Source organism: Aestuariivirga sp. (assembly GCF_046294715.1).
In the GTDB taxonomy this organism is placed as follows: Bacteria; Pseudomonadota; Alphaproteobacteria; order Rhizobiales; family Aestuariivirgaceae; genus Aestuariivirga.
On sequence record NZ_JBKBKI010000010.1, the window covers coordinates 46,747 to 65,620 of the forward strand.

The following is an 18,874-nucleotide window of genomic DNA, read 5'->3' on the forward strand; positions in this document are numbered from 1 at the left end:
GCCTGTTCTCCAAAACGTGACGGACGGCCCCTGGGGGAGCCGTCCGCCGATATCTAGGCCGTCAGGGCTCGCGCGTCTAGAACCGCGTGCCCATCGAGAAGCGGAACAGCTCCTCCTTGTCGTAGTCCTCCTTGAGGATCGGATAGGCGGCCTCGAAGCGCAGCGGTCCGAAAGGCGACTGCCAGATCACGCCGGCGCCGATCGAAGCGCGGAACGTCGCGTCGTCGAACACGGTGCAGTCACGTGCATCAATGGGATCGTCGTTCTTCCCGTATTTGCAATCCCCCGTGCCTGCAGGAACGGTGTCCTCCGGCGTGCCGAACACCGTGCCGAAATCGCTGAACAGCGAGCCCTCGATGCCCCACTCCTCGGGAATGCCGAGCGGGAAGTTCACCTCCACCGTGCCGATGGCATAGGTGGTGCCGCCGATGGCATCCTTGTCCCAGTCATTGGCGCGCTGGCGCGGACCGACGCCGGACACCGCGAAGCCACGGAAGGAGTCGGCCCCCTTGAAGAAGCGGTCCTGCAGCGGAACTTCATTATCACCGAAGGGAACGACCTGCCCCGCATTCGCCTCGAGCTTGAGGACGACGGAGTCTTCGTAGAGCGGGATGAAGTACCATCCGCGCGCCTCGAGTGAACCGAAATAGACATCGCCTCCAAGCCCCGCGACTTCGGCAATCAACTGGCCGCGGAAACCATTGGTGGGGCGGTTGGGGCTGTCGAGATTGTCCCAGGTATAGGTGGACGACACGTAGGACTTCAGCGTCTCGCCTTCAGTGGCGATCACCGCCGGTGAAGCATTGTCTTCGTCAATGCCGTTGATGCTGCGCCAGGTCAGGCCGTACTTGAAGTTGATGCCGCTCCACTCGTCGAGCCGGAAACCGGTTCGCAGCGCGAAACCGACCTGTTCGCTCCTGTAGGAGGACTCATCCTCGTTATCGACGTTGGTCGCGAACACGTCGAATCCGGCAGAGATCGGGAGGCCCATGAAATAGGGATTGGTGAAGCCGAAATCGACCGTCTGGCGCCTGAAGCTCGCCGTGGAGTTGACGCGAACGTTGTAGCCCTTGCCAAGGAAGTTGCGCTCCTGAAGCGAGATCGAGCCGATCACGTATTCCGTCGTCGAGTAGCCGATCGAGAAGTTGATGGAGCCCGTGGACTTCTCCACCACCTCGACCACCAGCACCACGCGGTCGGGGGCGGAGCCCTCGGCCTCGCGGAAGTCGACCTTTTCGAAGAAGTCGAGGGCGGTGAGGCGGCGGCGCGCGCGGTCGATCATGACGCGGTTGAACGCGTCGCCCTCGAACAGCAGCAGTTCGCGGCGGATAACCTCATCCTCGGTGCGGTAGTTGCCGATGATGTCGATGCGCTCGATGTAGGTCCGCGGGCCCTCGACGATGTTGTAGGTGATGTTGAGGGTGTCCTGGCCCTCGTTGCGCTGGATGTCCGGGTTCACCTTGGCGAAGACGAAGCCCTGGCGCGAAGCTTCCAGCGTCAGGTTCTCGACCGTCTTGTCCACGCGCGTGGCATCGTAGTAGTCGCCCACCCCGGTCCTGACCTTCGAGATCAGGTCGTCGGAGTTCATCTGGGCGTCGCCGACGTTCACGGCGACATCGGCCACCTTGTAACGCTGGCCTTCCTCCACCGTGTAGGTGATGGTGAAACCAGAACCGTCAGCGGCGAGCACCGGCTCCGCCGAGACGACGCGGATATCCGCAAAGCCGTTCTTGAGATAGTAGCGGCGCAGAAGTTCCTTGTCGTATTCCAGGCGGTCGGGATCGTAATTGTCGTTGCGGTTGAAGAAGCGCCACCAGGAATACTCCTGTGTGCCGACCACGCCCCGGAGGTCACCGTCGGAAAAGGCCTCGTTGCCCACGAACTCGATGCGCTCCACCTTGGTCTCGTCACCTTCCTGGATCTCGAAGACGAGGTCGACGCGGTTCTGCGGCAGGCGGATGATCTTGGGCGAGACCTTGACGGAATAATAGCCGGAACGGCGGTAGACGGCGATGACGCGGTTGACGTCGCTCAAGACCTTGGCGCGGGTGAACATCATGCGCTCGCGCAGCTCGACTTCCTTCAGGAGGTCGGAATCCTTGACCGCGCTGTTGCCCTCGAAATTCACCTGGTTGATCATCGGGTTCTCTTCGACCTGCACCACCAGCGTCGAACCGCGCCGGGTGATCTGCACATCGGAGAACAGGCCGGTCTGGAAGAGCGCCTTCACAGACGCGTCGATCTTGTCGGCGTCGATGGCCTCGCCAGGCGAGATCTGGACATAGGAGAGAACGGTTTCGTTTTCGACGCGCTGGTTGCCTTCCACGATAATCGCGGAGACGGTCTGGGCCTGCGCGGAACTCATGGCGATTCCCGGCGCAGCAATGGGTGCCAGGAAGCTCAAGGCGACGGCCAAAACAGCAAGAAAAACAAACCTGTAACGCATCAATTGGCCATTTCCGTTCGCAAGCCGCCCCTCAGATTCCCCTGCCGCCGCCCGTCGTTTTACCTTTCCGGCGGTGGTTTGCAAATGAAACATTCCCCTTGACGGTCATCCGCCGAACCACACCGTCGCGACCCTCACCAGGTCGTTCCAGGTGCCGACCACCATCAGCATGATCACCAGCGAAAAACCGATGCGGAATCCCCATTCCTGGGCGTTCTCGCCCAGCGGTTTCCCGCGCACCGCCTCGATCGCGTAGTAGACCAGGTGTCCACCATCGAGCATAGGGATTGGGAAAAGGTTAATGAGACCTATACTCACCGACAAAAACGCGACGACGCTGACGAACTGGAAGAGACCGTTCGACGCCGCATCGCCCGCGGCCTTCGCCATGGCGATGGGACCGCCGAGCTGGTCGGTGCTCTCCCGGCCGGTGAACAGTTTGCCGAGGTAGCGGAAGGTCGTCTCGACGATGAACCAGGTTCGCTCGACGCCTTTCTCGACGGCCTCGCCAAAACCCAGCCGCTCGAACCGGACGCCGCCGTCGGGGCTGTGCTTCACGCCGATCAGGCCGATGCGGATCTTGCCGCCGAAATTGTCAGGCTCCTCCTTGAGATGGGGGACCACGGTCAGGCCGATGCGCTCGCCATTCCGCTCCACCACCACAGCCAGTTCCTCTTCGGCGCGGGTGAAGATGGCCTGCTGGAGCTCGGCGAAGCTCTCGATCTCCTCGCCGTCGATCGAGACTACCACGTCGCCCTGCAGGATTCCTGCCTGCTCCGCGGCGCTGCCGGGCAGTACCTCATCGACGCGGGGTTCCATGACGGGCACGCCAACCGCCATGAATGCGGCTGAAAAGATGAAGATCGCGAGGATGAAATTGGCGACGGGGCCGGCGGCGACCACCGCGGCGCGCTGCCACACGGGCTTGCCATGGAAATTGCCGGGATCGCCCTTGGCCTTCTCAACCGTTTCCGCGTCGGGCAGGCTCGCGGCATTGGCGTCGCCCTTGAATTTCACGTAGCCGCCGAGTGGTATCCAGGCGAGCTTCCAGCGCGTGCCATGCTTGTCGTGCCAGCCGACGATCTCTTTGCCGAATCCGATGGAGAAGGCATCGACGCTGACACCGCACCAGCGGGCTACCAGGAAATGGCCGAGCTCATGGATGAAGACGATGATCAGGAGCGCGATGAGAAAGGGGATTGCATAGAACACCGCCGTAGTCATCGGCAGCGACAACAGGTTCAAGAAATCCATCACGCGTTCCCCTTGTGCCGGGCAGGCAGGATGTCATCCCGGCCATGCTTAACCAGCCATTAACTACACGAGGCGAGCTATACGGCAAGATTTCGGCAGAATATGGTTACCAGAGCAGGATTCCGCTGCCCGCGTGCTCAACCCCCGCGCGCAGAGCCCCAATGAGCGCCGCGGCGGTTGCGACGGCGACCAGCCCATCCACCCGGTCGATGACGCCGCCATGTCCGGGGATCAGCCGCCCTGAATCCTTCACGCCGTAATGCCGCTTCATGGCGGACTTGAAGAGATCGCCCCCCTGCTCGACGATGGCGAGCGCCGCCGCCACCAGCACGAGCACGAGAATTGCCGGAAGCCCGAGCGCCAGCCCCACCGCCCAGGCGGCGAGCGCGCTTCCCGCCATCGCGCCGAGAAGCCCCGCCCAGGTCTTCTTGGGGCTTAGCCGCGGCGCCAGCTTGGGCCCGCCGATGAGCCGACCCGAGAAATAGGCGAGCGTATCCGCCGCCCACACCATCAGCATGACGAGAACGATGGCGGCGATCCCGTAATCGGGGTCTTCCCGCAACAGCACCAGGGCGATGGGCGGAACCGAGACATATGCAACCCCGAAATAGCGCCAGCGCGAAACATCGGGCGATTGATGCGCGGCGACGCCGGCAGAGACGACGGCGAGCACCGCGATGGCCGCGAGCCCTCCAGCCAAGCCGATGTCGAGCGGGAGAAGCGCGCCGCACATCGCACCTGCCGCATGAAGCGCGAACTGCAGCGGTGAGCCGCCATGGACAATCGTCACCCATTCGAGCGCCATCAGAATGCCGATCAGGGCCACAAAGAGATGGAACCAGATTCCCCCCACCCAGACGTCGGCGAGAACAGCTGGAATGAGAACGGCGGCCGAGAGGGCACGCACCCCGAGATCGCCCCATTTCGCCGCCGCGGCGGGCTGCTCCCCCGCCATCAGGCCGTCTGCGCCTTGAGGCCGCCGAAGCGGCGGTCGCGCATGCGGTAGGCCTCGACCGCGCGGCGCAGATGCTCGGCTCCGAATTCCGGCCAATAATCGGGCATGAACACGAATTCGGTGTAGGCGCATTGCCAGAGAAGGTAGTTCGACAGGCGCTGCTCGCCGCCGGTTCGGATGAGGAGGTCCGGTTCGGGAAGGCCTCCCGTGTCGAGGTGGTTGCCGATCACGGCAGGGGTGATGTCGGCAGGGTCGATCTTGCCTTCGGCAACTTTGCGCGCGATGAGTTGCACCGCACGTGTGATCTCCTGGCGGCTGCCATAGTTGAAGGCGATCACCAGCTTCAGCGCGGTGTTTTCGCGCGTCAGCGCCTCGGCTTCCTCGAACATGGCGCGGATCGCCGGGTCGAGCCCTTCGCGATCGCCAATCACCATGATGCGCACATTGGCGCGGTGAAGTTCGGCAACGTCGGTGCGGATGAAGCGGCGCAGGAGTTCCAGTAGGAACCGGATCTCCGACTGCGGGCGCGACCAGTTCTCGGAACTGAACGAATAGAGGGTGAGTACGCCGATCCCCATCTCGGCGGCGGCCCGCACCGTGCGGCGCAGCGCCTCCACCCCTTGGCGGTGGCCGGCCGAGCGCGGCTGCCCGCGCTGCGTCGCCCAGCGTCCGTTGCCGTCCATGATGATGGCAACGTGGCGGGGCACGCCCTCGATGCAGCCGGGGCCGCTCATGAATGGCCGTTCCTCAGACTTGCAGGATTTCTTGTTCTTTGTGCTTCAGGACCTGCTCGATCTCCTTGATCGTGTCGTCGGTCATCTTCTGCACCTCGTCGGCCTTCTTCTTGTGCTCGTCCTCGCTCATGAGGTGAGCCTTTTCGAGCTGCTTCAGATGGTCCATGCCGTCACGGCGCACGTTGCGCACGGCGACCCGGGCCTTCTCGGCATATTGATGGGCCACCTTCACCAGTTCCTTGCGGCGCTCCTGGGTGAGGTCCGGCATCCGCAGCCTGATCACCTGGCCTTCCGTCTGCGGATTGAGGCCGAGATTCGAGGCGCGGATCGCCTTCTCGACGGCAACCACGAGCCCCCTGTCCCACACGTTGATCTGCAGCATGCGCGGTTCGGGCACCGAAATCGATCCCACCTGGGCCAGAGGCATGTTCGCGCCATAGGCGTCGACATGAATGGGCTCGAGCAGGCTGGAGGAGGCGCGGCCGGTGCGCAGGCCGCCGAAATCATGCTTCAGCGCGTCCACGGCGCCATGCATGCGCCGCTTGATGTCCTGGGCGTCATAGGGATGGGGCTGGGCCATCGGTTCAATCCTTCGTCACTGTCGTGAAGAGCCCGTCGCCATTGACCACTTGGACCACGGCGCCGGGCTTTCTGATGGAGAACACCACTACCGGAATCCCGTTATCCCGCGCAAGGGCAATGGCGGCAGGGTCCATGATGCGGAGGTCCTTCGCCAAGATCTCGTTGAAGGTGATCCGATCGTAGCGGTGGGCGGCGGGATCCGTCTTCGGGTCGGCCGAATAGACACCGTCGACGCTGGTGCCCTTGAACAATGCGTCACAGGCGAGTTCCGCCGCCCGGAGGGCCGCGCCGGTGTCGGTTGTGAAGAAGGGAAGCCCCGTGCCCGCCGCGCAGATGATGACACGCCCCGCCTCGAGGTGGTGGATGCCCTTGGCGCGCGAATAGGTTTCGCAGACGGTTGGCATGGCAATGGCCGAGAGCACCCGCGCATCCATGCCCTTCCGGGAGAGCACGCCCTGCATGGCGAGCGCGTTCATCACCGTCGCCATGATGCCCATGTGATCGGCCGAGACGCGATCCATGCCCTTGGCGGCTCCGGCCAGCCCCCTGAAGATGTTGCCACCACCGATGACGAGCGCGAGCTGCGTGCCGGTGGCCGCGCAGGCCAGCACCTCGTCCGCCAGCCGCCCGACCGTGTCCAGGTCGATCCCGTAGGGCTGCTGCCCCATCAGGACTTCGCCGGAGAGCTTGAGGAGGATGCGCTTGTACTTGGGCGAGGCCATGTGAGAATCGTGGACTGATGAACACCGGGCGGCACTCTAGGCCATGTTCCCGGCAAGAGGAAACCACTTCGGCGGCTGGCGGCCGGCAGGGATGGAACCCGGCGTGGCGGCGGGGGTTAATGCCCGGGCCTTTCCCCCAGGAGATGATATCTTGCCGCCTTTTCAATGCCCCTGCCTTCCCGCGCACTTCAGCCAGATCATCATCGCGGGAGGCGATGAGGACATCGGCCCCGCAGACTTGATCGACTGGATTCATCCGGTGCTGTCCGGCATTCCCGGCGGCCTCTGGCTCACCTGCGAGATCGGCGCTGGCGAACAGGGCCTGCTCACCGCCCGGCTGCAGAGCGGAACCAGGGCCCAGCACCTCGCCCTCTGCCAGACCGTCCCGCGCCGCCACGCAAGCCGGGTCAGGAGCCTGCTTCCAGCGCCACCGCCCACCGCGCTGATCCTGCTCAATGATCACGCCGCACAGGTCATGAGCCTGCTCGACGGCATGGCGCAGTGGCTGAACCTCTTCGAAGGCGACGATCCCGCCCTCGCACCCATCCTCCGCCTGCTCGACTCGCTCGGCGAAGCGGACGCCGCCGATCTCCCGGCGGCGGCGCTGGCCTGAAAGGAAAAGGGCCCCGCATCCGGGGCCCTTCGCTCATCTCGGCTGCAGCGGCCGTTACTGGCCGCCCGACATCTTGGCGACTTCGGCTGCGAAGTCGTCTTCCTTCTTCTCGATGCCCTCGCCCAGCTGCATGCGGACATAGCCGGTGAGCTTCACGTCCGCGCCGGCCGCCTTGGCGGTTTCCGCCAGCGCCTGCGTCACGGTCTTGGAGCCGTCATGCACATAGGCCTGTTCGAGCAAGCAGTTCTCCTTGGCGAAGGTCTTGAGGCCCGAGGCGACGATCTTCTCGAGCACATTGGCGGGCTTGCCGGCATTCTTTTCCTCGAGGATGGCCGACTCGCGGGCGAGCACGTCCTTGGGCACCTGATCGAGGGTAAGCGCCACCGGGTTGGTGGCCGCGACATGCATGGCGAGCAGGCGGCCGAACTCGGCCAGCGCGGCCTTGTTGCCGGCCGACTCGAGCGCCACGATGACGCCGATCTTGCCCGCACCCGGCGCGATCTGGCTGTGGACATAAGAACCGATCACGCCGTCGGAAACGGAGAGCGCAGCCGTGCGGCGCACGGTCATGTTCTCGCCGATGGCGGCCACCATCTCGGCCACGTATTCGGCGACCGCATGCGGCGAGCCCGGCACATGCATGGTCTTGAGCTTCTCGGTGTCGCCATTGGCCTTGAGGGCGAGCTTCGAGATCTCAGCCACCATGGCCTGGAACTTCTCGTTCCGGGCGACGAAGTCGGTTTCCGAGTTGACCTCGACGACGGCACCGGTGGTGCCCTCGACGGCCACGGCCACCAGGCCCTCGGCGGCGACGCGCGTCGACTTCTTGGCGGCCTTGGCGAGGCCCTTGGCGCGCAGCCAGTCGACGGCGGCCTCCATGTCGCCATTGGTGGCGGCCAGTGCCGCCTTGCAGTCCATCATGCCCACGCCAGTCTTCTCGCGCAGGTCCTTCACCATCGCAGCCGTGATCTCGGCCATGTTGTACCTCTTGTGATTTGAAAGCATGAGGCCCGCCGCATTTACGGCAGGCCCCCTTGTCGATCGGATGACGGTCGAGGGCCCGGCTATCAGGCGGCCGGCACTTCCTCGGGCGTCGGGTTCTCGGAGGCGCCGATGTCGACGCCGGCACCCGTCTGGGCGAGCGAGATGCCCTCGATGCAGGCGCGGCTGACGAGGTCACAATAGAGCGCCACGGCGCGGCCCGCGTCGTCATTGCCCGGGATCGGGTAGGTAACGCCGGCAGGATCCGAGTTGGTGTCGATCACCGCGATCACCGGGATGCCGAGGCGGTTCGCCTCCTTGATGGCGATCTGCTCCTTGTTGGTGTCGATCACGAACAGCAGGTCGGGCGTTCCGCCCATGTCCTTGATGCCGCCCAGCGCCTTGTCGAGCTTCTCCTTGGTCCGGGTGAGCTCGAGGAGCTCGCGCTTCGTCAGGCCGGAATTCTCCTTGCCGAGCGTCTCGTCCACGGTGCGCAGCGTCTTGATCGAGTGCGAGATGGTCTTCCAGTTGGTGAGCGTGCCGCCAAGCCAGCGGGAGTTCACGTAATACTGGGCGGAGCGCTTGGCCGCATCGGCCACCTGCTCGGCCGCCGAGCGCTTCGTGCCGACGAACAGCACGCGGCCGCCCTTGGCCACCGTGTCGGCCACGGCGACGAGCGCCTGGTGCAGCAGAGGAACGGTCTGGGAGAGATCGATGATGTGGATGCCGTTGCGGCTTCCGTAGATGTAGTTCCTCATCTTCGGGTTCCAGCGGTGCGTCTGGTGGCCGAAGTGAACGCCAGCTTCAAGCAGCTGGCGCATGGTGAATTCAGGCAGAGCCATGCGGTTAGTTCCTTTTCCGGTTGATCCGCCGCGGGGTTTGAGTAACCGGGTTTCCCCGGCACCGGATGGATCTGGCACTATGTGGAGGCCGAAACCTCGTGTGCCAAAGCCGTGACCCCGCGTGTGAGTTGACTTGACCGGCGGGCCTATAGCCTCCTGCCGCCGCGAAAGCAAGCCCTGGCTTCAGGTCTTCCGCGCCATGGTCAGCCCGTCGCAGATCGGCACCAGGCACATCTCGACCCGCGCGTCCCGGACAATCTTGGCGTTCAGGGCGCGGATCGCCTCGGTGTCGGCATCCCTCTTCGCCGGATCGGCCACGTCGCCGCCCCACAGCGTGTTGTCGACGAGCACAAGGCCGCCGTGGCGGAGCAATTGCAGTGCCCCTTCGTAATAGTCGTCGTAGCCCGCCTTGTCGGCATCGATGAACGCGAGATCGAAGCCGCCCGCCTCACCTCTCGTCAGCAGGCGGGCGATTACCGCCTGACCGCCGTCCAGGTGGAGATCGATCCGCTCCGCGACGCCGGCCCTCTCCCAGTAGCGTCGGGCAACGTCCGTCCAATCCTTCGAGATGTCTGCACAGGTGATCCGCTCCACCCCCGCAAGCGCCAAGGCGAGGGAGGAATAGCCGGTGAAGGTGCCGAACTCGATTGCCCGCCTGGCCCCCATCAGCTTCACCAGAAGCGACATGAAAGCCCCCTGCTCCGGACCGATCTGCATGGCGCTTTCGCCGCCGAGCTTGGCCGTCTCCGCCCTGAGTTCGGCCAGTATGGCGGGCTCGCGGCAGGCATGCGCTGAATAATAGCTTTCGAGCGCGCCGCTGAGGCCGATGGTCTTTCCCATGCCGTTCATTCCCTCACTTGTAGCCGGCCTGCCGAAAATCCTGCTGGCGCGGCACCAGGAAGGAATCGAGCGTTCCTGTGCGGACGGCAAGCTCAGTCAGGCCGAACGCCAGGATTGAGCCGAGGAGCGCCAGCGCCATGTCCTTCTGCGCATCCCACTCGTCGCCCTGGTGGCCGAGATAAGCCGCGCCCGCTTCCGGATTCACGACGATGGCAACCAGCATCTCGATGATCTCGAAGATGGCGGAGCCTGACGTGTTGAGGCTGAGGGCACAGAGCCCGGCGAAGAAGCTCGAGGGCGTCACGAAGCGGATGAAGATCTCGCGCATCGGGTAGAACAGCAGGAATCCGAACGAGAAATGCACGAGCCGATCGAAGTGGTTGCGCTCCGCCCCGAACAGCGAGCCGAACCACCACCCGAAGGGCACCTCCGAATAGGTGTAGTGAGCGCCGATCTGGTGCAGGACGAGAAACACGAAGAGCAGGAGGTAGGAGACGTCCGACAGTGGCAGGCGGCGAAAGCTCAAGGCGAGCACAATCGTCATCACCGTGGGCAGCATGTTCTCCAGCACCCAATCGAAGCGGTAGCTGGGGTTCCACGCGGCCCACAGCCACACCGCCGCATACAGCGCGAGGAGGGCCAGTGCGAATTGGCGCTCGGCAAGCCGGGCTGAGATGGGGGAGACCGCACTCGACAGCATCATGCCCGGGCAGCCTCCGGCTGGCGCACGAAATGCTGGTAGAGCCAGCCGATGCCGACGAGGCAGAGGCCGAGCCCGACGAAGCTCGCGATGCGGTAGAGACCCTCGAGGTTCGACATGTCGCCGATGAACACCTTCAGCACGACGAGCGCCAGCACGGCGAGCCCGGCGAGGCGCACCGGCTGCCGGCCGAGCCTGATCCCCGCCACGAAGAGCGCCAGCGCGAAGGCGAGCCACACGGCCGAATAGGCATAGGTCTCGGCGAGCGACTGCGACCAGGCGGTGAGGATCGCGCCCTGGAAGATGCGCTTCGTCTGGACCGTCACGTAGGCGAAGAGCAGCACGAGCGCGAGCACGCCCGCCACAGGGCGCAGCTGCTGCCAGCCGATGGCATCGAGCCGCAGCGCGATGAGGCCGATGAGCGGAACGGGAGCAAGATAGGCGAGCAGGATCGCATTGAGGACAAGCCCTCCGGGCACGGGCTCGCCCGTCAGGACCGGGTTGAAGGCGAGGAGGCTCAGCAGGATCACCGCCAGGAAGGACATCAGCAGCAGCGCACGCGCGCCCCACAGCGAGACAGCGGAGGAGAACAGCCGCTGCCGGTGCATGAGGCCGTAAGCCGCCCCTGCCCAGGTAAGGACATGCGCCGCCATTTCGAGGAATTGCGGTTCCTCATAGAGATAGCCGCCGCCGATCAGCACCCGAATCTCGAGCGAGACGAGCGAGATGGCGAGGCCGAGGCTGATTCCCTCGAGCGCCACGCCCGCCCGCTCATGGCCGCTGCGCCACAGCACCCGGCTCGCAGCATAGGCGAGGATCAGCGGCAGGCCGTAGCCGTAGATCACCCAGTGCTGGCCCCAGGCGAGCGTCCGGTCGTCGAACCACAGTTCGCGCGCCAGGAACAACCGCGCCGCGGCGAGGCTTGCCGCAGTCACGGCGATGGAGGCAAGGAGGCGCGGTTTCAGCACATGGGTGAGGGCAGCGTACACCAGGGCCAGGGCCGCGAGCCCGACCGTGAACCACACGCCATCGAGCAGCCGGTCGAGCGCCATGGCGAGGAGTGCCGCGGCACCGGCCGAAAGCAGCCCGGCGCCAAGATCTCCGCTCCCTGCTTCAGCCCTGCGGCCCCAGCCGGCGGTGGCGAGCAGCAGGAGCGCGGCAAACCCTGCCGCGAGCAGAGCCCACGTCGTGTCCGAGAGAAGGAAATCGGCCCTCGCCCAGGCGCCCCACAGGAAGAGGAAACCGGCGGCCCCACCCAGCACGCCCCAGTTCCGCCCATCCCGCTTCGAGAGCACCCCCGCCGTGCCGGCGAGCGTGAAGGCCATCGCGCAGCCCATCATCCAGCGCAGGAAGCGAGCGGATTCGGGACCGAAGCTGCTGCTCCAGCTCCACGTGCCGTTCTCGTCCAGCGTCAGGGCGTGGAAGGCCGCCTCCTGCCAGCCCGCCAGCACCAGCAGCATGACGAGTCCCGCCACCGGCGCCAAAAACGAAAGACCGGCCCTCATCCAGGCCAGTGCCACGAGAATCGCCAGCCCGGTCGACAGCAGGAAAAGCGCCGGTGCGGAATGGCTTGCTGCGAAAGCAAGCATGATGAGGATGAAAACGGTTGCTGAAAGCCCGCCAAGGCCGATCGCCAGCGGGCCATTCACCTCGCGCGCCGGCGCCCCTCCGCCAAACTCTTCGTGCCGGGGCACGAAACCGCCCGGGACCAGCATCGCGGCGAGGCCGAGAACGAGGGCAGAGAGGCCCACCGGCCAGACATCCTGCGGCTCGTAGGGTCCGAGAAGCCACAGCACGGTCCACAGCAAGGTGGCGATCACCGCCGCATGGCCGAGCCACCACCAGCGCCTGCCGCGCAGCGTGAATAGCGAGGCGAGGAGGATCACCAGCAGATAGGGAAAGAAGCTCCAGGCCGAGGGATCGGCGGAAGGGATTAGCATGGGTGTCACATAGGAACCGATGAGGCCCAGCGCCGCGATCAGGGGGCCCTGCCGGCGTGATAGCCCCATGGCCCCGAGGCCCGTCGCCGCCAGGCCGAGGAAGGCGGCGGAAGGAGCGAGGATCTCGTAGAGCGCATAGGCGGCGTAGATCGATGCGAAGATCACTGCGAGCCCAGCCGCCGAAAGTGCTGCCGGCACGTAGTTCGGCGAACTGGCTTCGGCGGGCGGTGAGCGCCGCCGCACCCATTCGCCTGCCCCGGCCAGTGCGAGGCCCGCGACGAGCCCCAGGATGACCTGCAGCGAGGGAGGGATCAAACCATTGTCATAGGCATATTTGACGAAGAGAAGCCCGCCGATGGCGATCGCCACGCCGCCGATCCACACGAACCAGCGGCCCGCGAGAGCCTGTTCCATGTCGCGTGGCGGCGGGGCGGCCACGGGCGCGGCGGCAGGCACCGGTTCTTCCATCGGTTCGGTGGTCTCGATGGAAGGTTCGGCCTCCTCCGGCACCACGGCCTCGGCCGGCGCAGCGGCGGGCTCCGGCATTGGCACGACGGAGACGGGCTCGGCGGCCTCTGCCTCGGGCTGCGGTTTCACGGACTGCAGCGCATGAAGGGAGAGCTTTTCCACCTGTTGGTTCAATTGGAAAATGCGGGTCTGAAGCCTCGAAATCTTGTGAAGGGCGACGAGCGCCATCACGAAGGTCACGACCGCGATCAGAAATGCGAATCCGTCCATTCACATTCTCCCTTCCCCGCCCACGACCATACGACAGTTGCACGGGATTGTCGAAACTGGCTAAAGCCCTGCCATGGCGCTCCGCGACGACATCCGCCTGACGCTCTCTTCGCCGGCACCCGTGGTTTGGGAGATATCGCAAGGCCTGACGCCCTACCCCGAGGCGATGGCGCGCATGGATGCACATGTGCACGCGATCGCAAGCGGCATGGAAGGCGAGCGCGTGTGGCTGCTCGAGCACCCTCCGCTCTACACGGCGGGTACTTCCGCGCACGCGGAAGACCTCGTCGAGCCTGACCGCTTCCCCGTATTCAAGAGTGGGCGCGGCGGGCAATACACCTATCACGGCCCGGGCCAGCGGGTGGCCTATGTGATGCTCGACCTGAAGCGCCGTGGCAGTGACGTCCGGGCCTTTGTGGCCGCTCTCGAGCAATGGGTGATCGACACGCTGGACGAGTTCAACGTCAAGGGCGAGCGCCGGGAAGATCGCGTGGGCGTGTGGGTGCGGCGCGGCGGCCGCGAGGACAAGATTGCCGCCATCGGCATCCGTGTGCGCCATTGGGTGACGTTCCACGGCATAGCCATCAACGTCGAGCCGAACCTCTCGCATTTCGGTGGCATCGTGCCCTGCGGCATCCGCGAGCATGGCGTGACGAGCCTCGTCGACCTGGGTCTACCCGTCACCACGGAGGACGTGGACGTGGCGCTGAGGAAGACCTTCGGCCGCATCTTCGGCGAACCCTAGAGGGGACGTCTCACAGCGTCTGCCGCACCGCAAAGCTGGAAAACTCCGCATCCGGATGGTCGCTGGTCCGCACGGCGCTGACCACCGCCATGCGCGGACCGCGCTGGCAGGCGGCGATCATCCTCTGCAAGTCTTCTGCTTCACCCGCGAACACCGCCTCGACGGAGCCGTCGCTGCGGTTCCGCACCCAGCCCCTGAGGCCCCTCGCCCGGGCCTCGCGTTCGACAAATGCGCGGAAGCCCACGCCCTGCACCCTGCCCTCCACCATCACGTGGACGGCACGCGGGCTCACGCGAATTCCATGATGACGGCGTCGACCTGCAGGCTGTCGCCCTTCTTGGCGTTGATCGCCTTGACCGTCACGTCCCGTTCGGCGCGCAGGATGTTCTCCATCTTCATCGCCTCGACGATGGCGAGCGGCTCGCCGGCCTTCACCTCCTGGCCCACCACCGCCGGAATGGCGATGACGAGGCCTGGCATCGGGCAGAGAAGCTTCTTCGAGGTGTCCGCCGCCATCTTCTCCGGCATGAGCTTCGCCAGTTCCGCCTCGCGCTCGGTATATACATGCGCGTCGAGCACCACCCCGCGGTAGGAAAGCCGATAGCCGTTGAGGATGCGCTTGACCTGCACGGTGACGCTGCCCTGCCCCAGGTCGGCGGAGAATACGGGCTCGCCCGGAGCCCAGCCGCATCGATCGGCGAGCGCGTCCGTCTCCGGCGAGACGGTGACGGGCAGCCACTCCTGCCCGAGCTTGACGATGCGCGCCGTGGAGAACGCCACGGGCTTGCCTGCCATCTGGCCGTTGATGAGGCGCTTGCGGCGGTTCTCCACGTGATCGAGCACGGTGGCGACCTTGGCCAGCGTCTCCTTGATCGGCGCGGTCAGCTCGTGTCCCGCGAAGCCGCCGGGGAATTCCTCGGCGATGAAGCCCGTGGACAGCGCGCCGGATTGCCAGCGCGGATTCTCCATGATGGCCGAAAGGAAGGGCACGTTGTGCTGGATGCCTTCGATGTAGAAGGCATCGAGTGCCGTCGCCATCTTGCCGATCGCCTCGGCACGGCTCGGCGCATGGGTGCAGAGCTTGGCGATCATCGGATCGTAGTAGATCGAGATCTCGCCGCCCTCGTAGACGCCGGTGTCGTTCCGCACCGTGACGCCCTCCGCCGCGCTTTCCGCCGGGGGGCGGTATCTGACGAGCCGTCCCGTGGACGGGAGGAAGTTGCGGTATGGGTCTTCGGCATAGATGCGGCTCTCGACCGCCCAGCCCTTCAGCGTCACGTCCTTCTGGCGGATCGAAAGCTTCTCCCCGGCTGCCACGCGGATCATCTGCTCCACGAGGTCGATTCCGGTGACGAGTTCGGTGACGGGATGCTCCACCTGGAGCCTGGTGTTCATCTCGAGGAAGAAGAAGGAGCGGTCCTGCCCCGCAACGAATTCGACGGTTCCGGCGGAATCGTAATTGACGGCCTTTGCCAGGGCTACCGCCTGTTCGCCCATGGCCTGGCGCGTCTTCTCGTCGAGCAGCGGCGAGGGCGCCTCCTCGATCACCTTCTGGTTCCGGCGCTGGATCGAGCATTCGCGCTCGCCCAGATAGATCACGCTGCCGTGCTTGTCGCCCAACACCTGAATTTCGATGTGGCGCGGGTTGACGATGAACTTCTCGATGAAGACCCGGTCATCCCCGAAGGAGGATTTCGCCTCGGAGCGCGCCCGGGTGAAGCCCTCCTTCACCTCGGCTTCGGAGTAGGCGATGCGCATGCCCTTGCCGCCGCCGCCGGCCGAGGCCTTGATCATCACCGGATAACCGATCTCGCCGGCGATCTTTACCGCTTCGTCAGCATCATCGATGATCCCCATGTAGCCCGGAACCGTGGAGACCTTCGCGGCGGCCGCGGCCTTCTTCGACTCGATCTTGTCACCCATCGCGTCGATCGCTGCGGGATTGGGACCGATGAAGGTGATGCCGGCGTCGGCCAGCGCCTTCGGGAAGGCGGAACGCTCCGAGAGGAAGCCATAACCGGGGTGGACGGCCTCGGCACCCGTCTTCAGGCAGGCCTCGACGATCTTCTCGATCACCAGATAGGACTGGGCGGCGGCCGGCGGGCCGATGTGCACCTTCTCGTCCGCCATCTCCACATGCAGCGCGCGGGCGTCGGCATCGGAATAGACGGCGACCGTCCGGATACCCATACGGCGGGCGGTCTTGATGACGCGGCAGGCGATCTCACCCCGGTTGGCGATCAGAATCTTCTTGAACATGGAACCCCAAATGCCTTTCGGGCGGCGGTTTTAGACCGAACGGGCTGCCCCGGCAATCACACCAAAGGCGGTGGCCGGCGAAATGGCCCCTGCCCCAAACTTTCCCGCACAGACTTCCCGGCATCCGCTATACGCCCTTGCCATGAGCGAGCCCAACGACATCATCTACGGCGTCCACCCGGTGGCGGAGGCGCTGAAGAACCCCAAACGCAAGATCTATTCCCTCAAGGCCTCGAAGAACGCAGCCGACAGGCTCGCGGCCGAAATCGCCGCGCGCGGCATCACGCCGGAGATCGTGCATCCCAACGTGCTGGACCGGCGGCTCGGGGCCGATGCCGTTCACCAGGGCCTGCTGATCGAGGCACGGCCGCTCGACCAGCCGCGCCTCGATCAGATCGAGAAGTCAGGCATTGTCGTGCTGCTAGACCAGGTGACGGACCCGCACAATGTGGGCGCCATCCTTCGCACCTGCGCCGCCTTCAACGTCACCGCCCTCGTGGCCACCGCCCGCCACAGCCCGGAGGCCTCCGCGGTGCTGTTCAAGAGCGCATCCGGCGCCTACGAGCACGTGCCCTTCGTGAAGGTCACGAATCTCGCCCGCGCCATGCAGGAGCTGAAGGACTACGGCTTCCGCATCCTCGGCCTCGACAGCGAGGCGCCGGAGGACATTGCCGCAGTGGACCGCAGGCCGCCCATCGCCATCGTGCTGGGGGCGGAAGGCAAGGGCCTCCGCCAGCTCACCCGCGAGAGCTGCGACCACCTCGTTCGCCTCGACATGAACGGCCCGATCCGCAGCCTCAACGTCTCGAACGCCTGCGCGGTAACGCTCTATGCATTGACACGCTGAGGCCGGACACGTCTTGCCCGGACAACCATGCGCCGCTATATGCCGGCAGGGGCCGGAATAGCTCAGCGGTAGAGCAGCGGTTTTGTAAACCGAAGGTCGGGGGTTCAATCCCCTCTTCCGGCACCAGTTTCCTCAGTCACCTCCCAGATCTTCAGTGCCCCTTCACCCTGCAAGGAAATCGGCGTGAGGCCGTCGGGCACCTCTCCATTGGCGAGATGCGCGAAGAAACTGTCGGGACCGGCCCCCGGCGTACGGGTCAGGCCGGAACAGGAGAGCACATATCGAACCCCAATCCGCTGAAGGCGTCCGAGTGCCGCGTGCGGCGAGGCAGAGGCGATTGCGTGATACTCGATCGCTGCCGTATCCAGCCGATGGTATGGCCCGGCAAGCGCGGCGTGCGGCGTGTAGGCCACGATGTAGGGGCCCAGATTGATGTGCGCAAAGACGAGTCCGGGCGGAAGTGAAGCGAGGCCCGCGTAGGCGGAAGGGGCGTAGCAGTCTTTTGCGGCCTTTTCCGCCTCCGCTGAACTGCGGCCGTGAATAGCGTCGGGAACGGACATGAGGAGAACCATTGCACCCATCACGATCCTCTGATTGAGAGCGAGGAAGGCAATGAGACGGCGGCTCGTTGCGGAGAGCCGCGCCGTGGGTCCAATCCCGGCGATCCCCGCAGCGATCGGAGGTACGGCGAGCAGGCTCATGTAGGGAAGGAACTTGGCCTGAGTCGCTGCCAGAATTGACGTGGCCAGGAACGCGCCGACCATGAGGATCTGGTACTCGTCACGGCGGCTGCGAGTTTGGGCAGCAAGGAAGTAAAGCCCCGCACAGAAGGTGAGGAGGGCCGGGGCGGCAAGGACCGGCTCCTCGACGAGCAATTCGGGGATCGAGCGGGTCTCGTCGATATGCGACAGCCAGATCGGACCGATAGCCGGATCGATGAGCCCAAGCGGGCCCGCGATGCAGCGCGGTTCGGACGCGAGTGCCATCCCGATGCCCGCCAGCGTCACGAGACCGAGCACGGCAATGGCCGGTGCAATTCCAAGCCGCTGCCTCACCGCACCCCCGGCGCCAACGGCGGCGGCAGCTCCCCATGCGAAGATCACGAGGTTCATAGAAAGCGCGTCGCAGGCATTCTGCAGCCAGGCGCTGGGTGCGACGGTGATGACGAAGGCGATCGTGAGCACCGAAGCGAACGTGATGGCGGCAGCGAGGATGCCTTCCCGACCCCGCCCGCCGGCGACCGAGAGGAGCGCCGCCAGGCCGGAGGCGCAAAGGATCACCGGCAAGGCCTCATAGCCGACAGCGGCTGCAATTCCGAACAGCGTCCCCGCCGCAAAGCCGGATGCGCGCCTGGTAAATGAATCGCACAGCAGGAGGATTCCCGGCGCGGTGCAGAGGATCATCACGCTATGGTGGTCTATTCTCCCGATGCGGAACTGCATCAGAGCGAGATCTGCATAGGCGAGGAGAGCGACGGATATGAGGGCAGCAAGATGACCGCTGCGCCTTGCCGTGAGGCTGCTTACGGCGAGCATCAGAAGGAATGTCAGAAAGAGCGGCCAGGCGACGCGGGCGGCAAGCTCGGCATTCTGGACCGTCATCACCTCCTGGAACAGCAGCATGAGGCCCGCCAACGGTGCATCGACAAGGCGTGACCAATGCAGGGCTACGGCCTC

General features: G+C 65.2%; 16 protein-coding genes, 1 tRNA gene and 1 pseudogene. 4 read left to right on the forward strand and 14 right to left on the reverse strand.

The window, feature by feature from the left end:
- Positions 1-76: 76 nt before the first annotated feature.
- From bamA to pyrH, 6 genes are all read right to left on the reverse strand, one after another.
- On the reverse strand, positions 77-2,365 hold the full coding sequence (gene bamA / locus ACK4HL_RS09190; RefSeq protein ID WP_409759028.1) for an outer membrane protein assembly factor BamA: 2,289 nt from the start codon (positions 2,363-2,365) through the stop codon (positions 77-79).
- Positions 2,366-2,551: 186 nt separating this feature from the next.
- On the reverse strand, positions 2,552-3,700 hold the full coding sequence (rseP, locus tag ACK4HL_RS09195) for an RIP metalloprotease RseP (protein WP_409759031.1): 1,149 nt from the start codon (positions 3,698-3,700) through the stop codon (positions 2,552-2,554).
- 106 nt (positions 3,701-3,806) lie between these two features.
- Positions 3,807-4,655, reverse strand: a complete 849-nt coding sequence (locus tag ACK4HL_RS09200) for a phosphatidate cytidylyltransferase (protein WP_409759034.1) — start codon at positions 4,653-4,655, stop codon at positions 3,807-3,809.
- Positions 4,655-5,389 (reverse strand): isoprenyl transferase, encoded by a 735-nt coding sequence (locus ACK4HL_RS09205; protein ID WP_409759037.1) that lies wholly within the window; start codon positions 5,387-5,389, stop codon positions 4,655-4,657. The genes ACK4HL_RS09200 and ACK4HL_RS09205 overlap by 1 nt, the downstream gene beginning before the upstream one ends.
- A gap of 13 nt (positions 5,390-5,402) precedes the next feature.
- On the reverse strand, positions 5,403-5,969 hold the full coding sequence (gene frr, locus ACK4HL_RS09210) for a ribosome recycling factor (RefSeq protein WP_409759040.1): 567 nt from the start codon (positions 5,967-5,969) through the stop codon (positions 5,403-5,405).
- A gap of 4 nt (positions 5,970-5,973) precedes the next feature.
- The gene (gene pyrH / locus ACK4HL_RS09215; protein ID WP_409759043.1) at positions 5,974-6,693 is read right to left on the reverse strand and encodes a UMP kinase; all 720 of its coding nucleotides are present in this window, start codon (positions 6,691-6,693) and stop codon (positions 5,974-5,976) included.
- Between the two features lie 151 nt (positions 6,694-6,844).
- Here pyrH and ACK4HL_RS09220 point away from each other — a divergent pair, with 151 nt between their 5' ends.
- On the forward strand, positions 6,845-7,306 hold the full coding sequence (locus tag ACK4HL_RS09220) for a hypothetical protein (RefSeq protein WP_409759046.1): 462 nt from the start codon (positions 6,845-6,847) through the stop codon (positions 7,304-7,306).
- 54 nt (positions 7,307-7,360) lie between these two features.
- Here the strand turns inward: ACK4HL_RS09220 and tsf are convergent, their stop codons facing one another.
- The 5 genes and pseudogenes from tsf to ACK4HL_RS09245 all read right to left on the reverse strand — a co-directional run bounded on the left by tsf (position 7,361) and on the right by ACK4HL_RS09245 (position 13,347).
- Positions 7,361-8,284, reverse strand: coding sequence for a translation elongation factor Ts (gene tsf, locus ACK4HL_RS09225; protein WP_409759049.1), 924 nt, complete (start codon positions 8,282-8,284; stop codon positions 7,361-7,363).
- A gap of 95 nt (positions 8,285-8,379) precedes the next feature.
- Positions 8,380-9,129, reverse strand: a pseudogene (gene rpsB, locus ACK4HL_RS09230) (30S ribosomal protein S2); the annotation flags it as partial.
- A gap of 183 nt (positions 9,130-9,312) precedes the next feature.
- Entirely contained in the window at positions 9,313-9,969 is a 657-nt protein-coding gene (locus tag ACK4HL_RS09235; RefSeq protein WP_409759052.1) for an O-methyltransferase, read from the reverse strand.
- Positions 9,970-9,982: 13 nt separating this feature from the next.
- Positions 9,983-10,672, reverse strand: a complete 690-nt coding sequence (locus tag ACK4HL_RS09240) for a DUF2238 domain-containing protein (protein ID WP_409759055.1) — start codon at positions 10,670-10,672, stop codon at positions 9,983-9,985.
- Positions 10,669-13,347 (reverse strand): DUF2339 domain-containing protein, encoded by a 2,679-nt coding sequence (locus tag ACK4HL_RS09245; protein ID WP_409759058.1) that lies wholly within the window; start codon positions 13,345-13,347, stop codon positions 10,669-10,671. Before ACK4HL_RS09245 ends, ACK4HL_RS09240 begins: the two co-directional genes overlap by 4 nt.
- 73 nt (positions 13,348-13,420) lie before the next feature.
- Between ACK4HL_RS09245 and lipB the strand changes: the two genes are divergently transcribed.
- Positions 13,421-14,092 (forward strand): lipoyl(octanoyl) transferase LipB, encoded by a 672-nt coding sequence (lipB, locus tag ACK4HL_RS09250; protein WP_409759060.1) that lies wholly within the window; start codon positions 13,421-13,423, stop codon positions 14,090-14,092.
- A 10-nt stretch (positions 14,093-14,102) separates the two neighbouring features.
- Here the strand turns inward: lipB and ACK4HL_RS09255 are convergent, their stop codons facing one another.
- Positions 14,103-14,384: an acylphosphatase gene (locus ACK4HL_RS09255; RefSeq protein ID WP_409759063.1), complete on the reverse strand. Its 282-nt coding sequence runs from the start codon at positions 14,382-14,384 to the stop codon at positions 14,103-14,105.
- On the reverse strand, positions 14,381-16,351 hold the full coding sequence (locus ACK4HL_RS09260) for an acetyl-CoA carboxylase biotin carboxylase subunit (RefSeq protein ID WP_409759066.1): 1,971 nt from the start codon (positions 16,349-16,351) through the stop codon (positions 14,381-14,383). The genes ACK4HL_RS09255 and ACK4HL_RS09260 overlap by 4 nt, the downstream gene beginning before the upstream one ends.
- A gap of 142 nt (positions 16,352-16,493) precedes the next feature.
- Here ACK4HL_RS09260 and rlmB point away from each other — a divergent pair, with 142 nt between their 5' ends.
- Together rlmB and ACK4HL_RS09270 are read left to right on the forward strand one after the other, a co-directional pair.
- Positions 16,494-17,198: a 23S rRNA (guanosine(2251)-2'-O)-methyltransferase RlmB gene (gene rlmB, locus ACK4HL_RS09265; protein ID WP_409759069.1), complete on the forward strand. Its 705-nt coding sequence runs from the start codon at positions 16,494-16,496 to the stop codon at positions 17,196-17,198.
- Positions 17,199-17,249: 51 nt separating this feature from the next.
- Positions 17,250-17,324, forward strand: a tRNA-Thr gene (locus tag ACK4HL_RS09270).
- Here ACK4HL_RS09270 and ACK4HL_RS09275 read toward each other — a convergent pair.
- Complete coding sequence (locus tag ACK4HL_RS09275; protein ID WP_409759073.1) at positions 17,303-18,820, reverse strand: hypothetical protein; 1,518 nt, start codon at positions 18,818-18,820, stop codon at positions 17,303-17,305. The genes ACK4HL_RS09270 and ACK4HL_RS09275 overlap by 22 nt on opposite strands.
- Positions 18,821-18,874 lie beyond the last annotated feature (54 nt).

Excerpts from the sequence above, each read along its gene's own strand:
- bamA (WP_409759028.1), bottom strand. The coding sequence starts at position 2,365 with ATGAGTTCCGCGCAGGCCCAGACCGTCTCCGCGATTATCGTGGAAGGC.
- rseP (WP_409759031.1), bottom strand. The coding sequence starts at position 3,700 with ATGGATTTCTTGAACCTGTTGTCGCTGCCGATGACTACGGCGGTGTTC.
- ACK4HL_RS09200 (WP_409759034.1), bottom strand. The coding sequence starts at position 4,655 with ATGGCGGGGGAGCAGCCCGCCGCGGCGGCGAAATGGGGCGATCTCGGG.
- ACK4HL_RS09205 (WP_409759037.1), bottom strand. The coding sequence starts at position 5,389 with ATGAGCGGCCCCGGCTGCATCGAGGGCGTGCCCCGCCACGTTGCCATC.
- frr (WP_409759040.1), bottom strand. The coding sequence starts at position 5,969 with ATGGCCCAGCCCCATCCCTATGACGCCCAGGACATCAAGCGGCGCATG.
- pyrH (WP_409759043.1), bottom strand. The coding sequence starts at position 6,693 with ATGGCCTCGCCCAAGTACAAGCGCATCCTCCTCAAGCTCTCCGGCGAA.
- tsf (WP_409759049.1), bottom strand. The coding sequence starts at position 8,284 with ATGGCCGAGATCACGGCTGCGATGGTGAAGGACCTGCGCGAGAAGACT.
- ACK4HL_RS09235 (WP_409759052.1), bottom strand. The coding sequence starts at position 9,969 with ATGGGAAAGACCATCGGCCTCAGCGGCGCGCTCGAAAGCTATTATTCA.
- ACK4HL_RS09240 (WP_409759055.1), bottom strand. The coding sequence starts at position 10,672 with ATGATGCTGTCGAGTGCGGTCTCCCCCATCTCAGCCCGGCTTGCCGAG.
- ACK4HL_RS09245 (WP_409759058.1), bottom strand. The coding sequence starts at position 13,347 with ATGGACGGATTCGCATTTCTGATCGCGGTCGTGACCTTCGTGATGGCG.
- lipB (WP_409759060.1), top strand. The coding sequence starts at position 13,421 with ATGGCGCTCCGCGACGACATCCGCCTGACGCTCTCTTCGCCGGCACCC.
- ACK4HL_RS09260 (WP_409759066.1), bottom strand. The coding sequence starts at position 16,351 with ATGTTCAAGAAGATTCTGATCGCCAACCGGGGTGAGATCGCCTGCCGC.
- rlmB (WP_409759069.1), top strand. The coding sequence starts at position 16,494 with ATGAGCGAGCCCAACGACATCATCTACGGCGTCCACCCGGTGGCGGAG.
- ACK4HL_RS09275 (WP_409759073.1), bottom strand. The coding sequence starts at position 18,820 with ATGCTGCTGTTCCAGGAGGTGATGACGGTCCAGAATGCCGAGCTTGCC.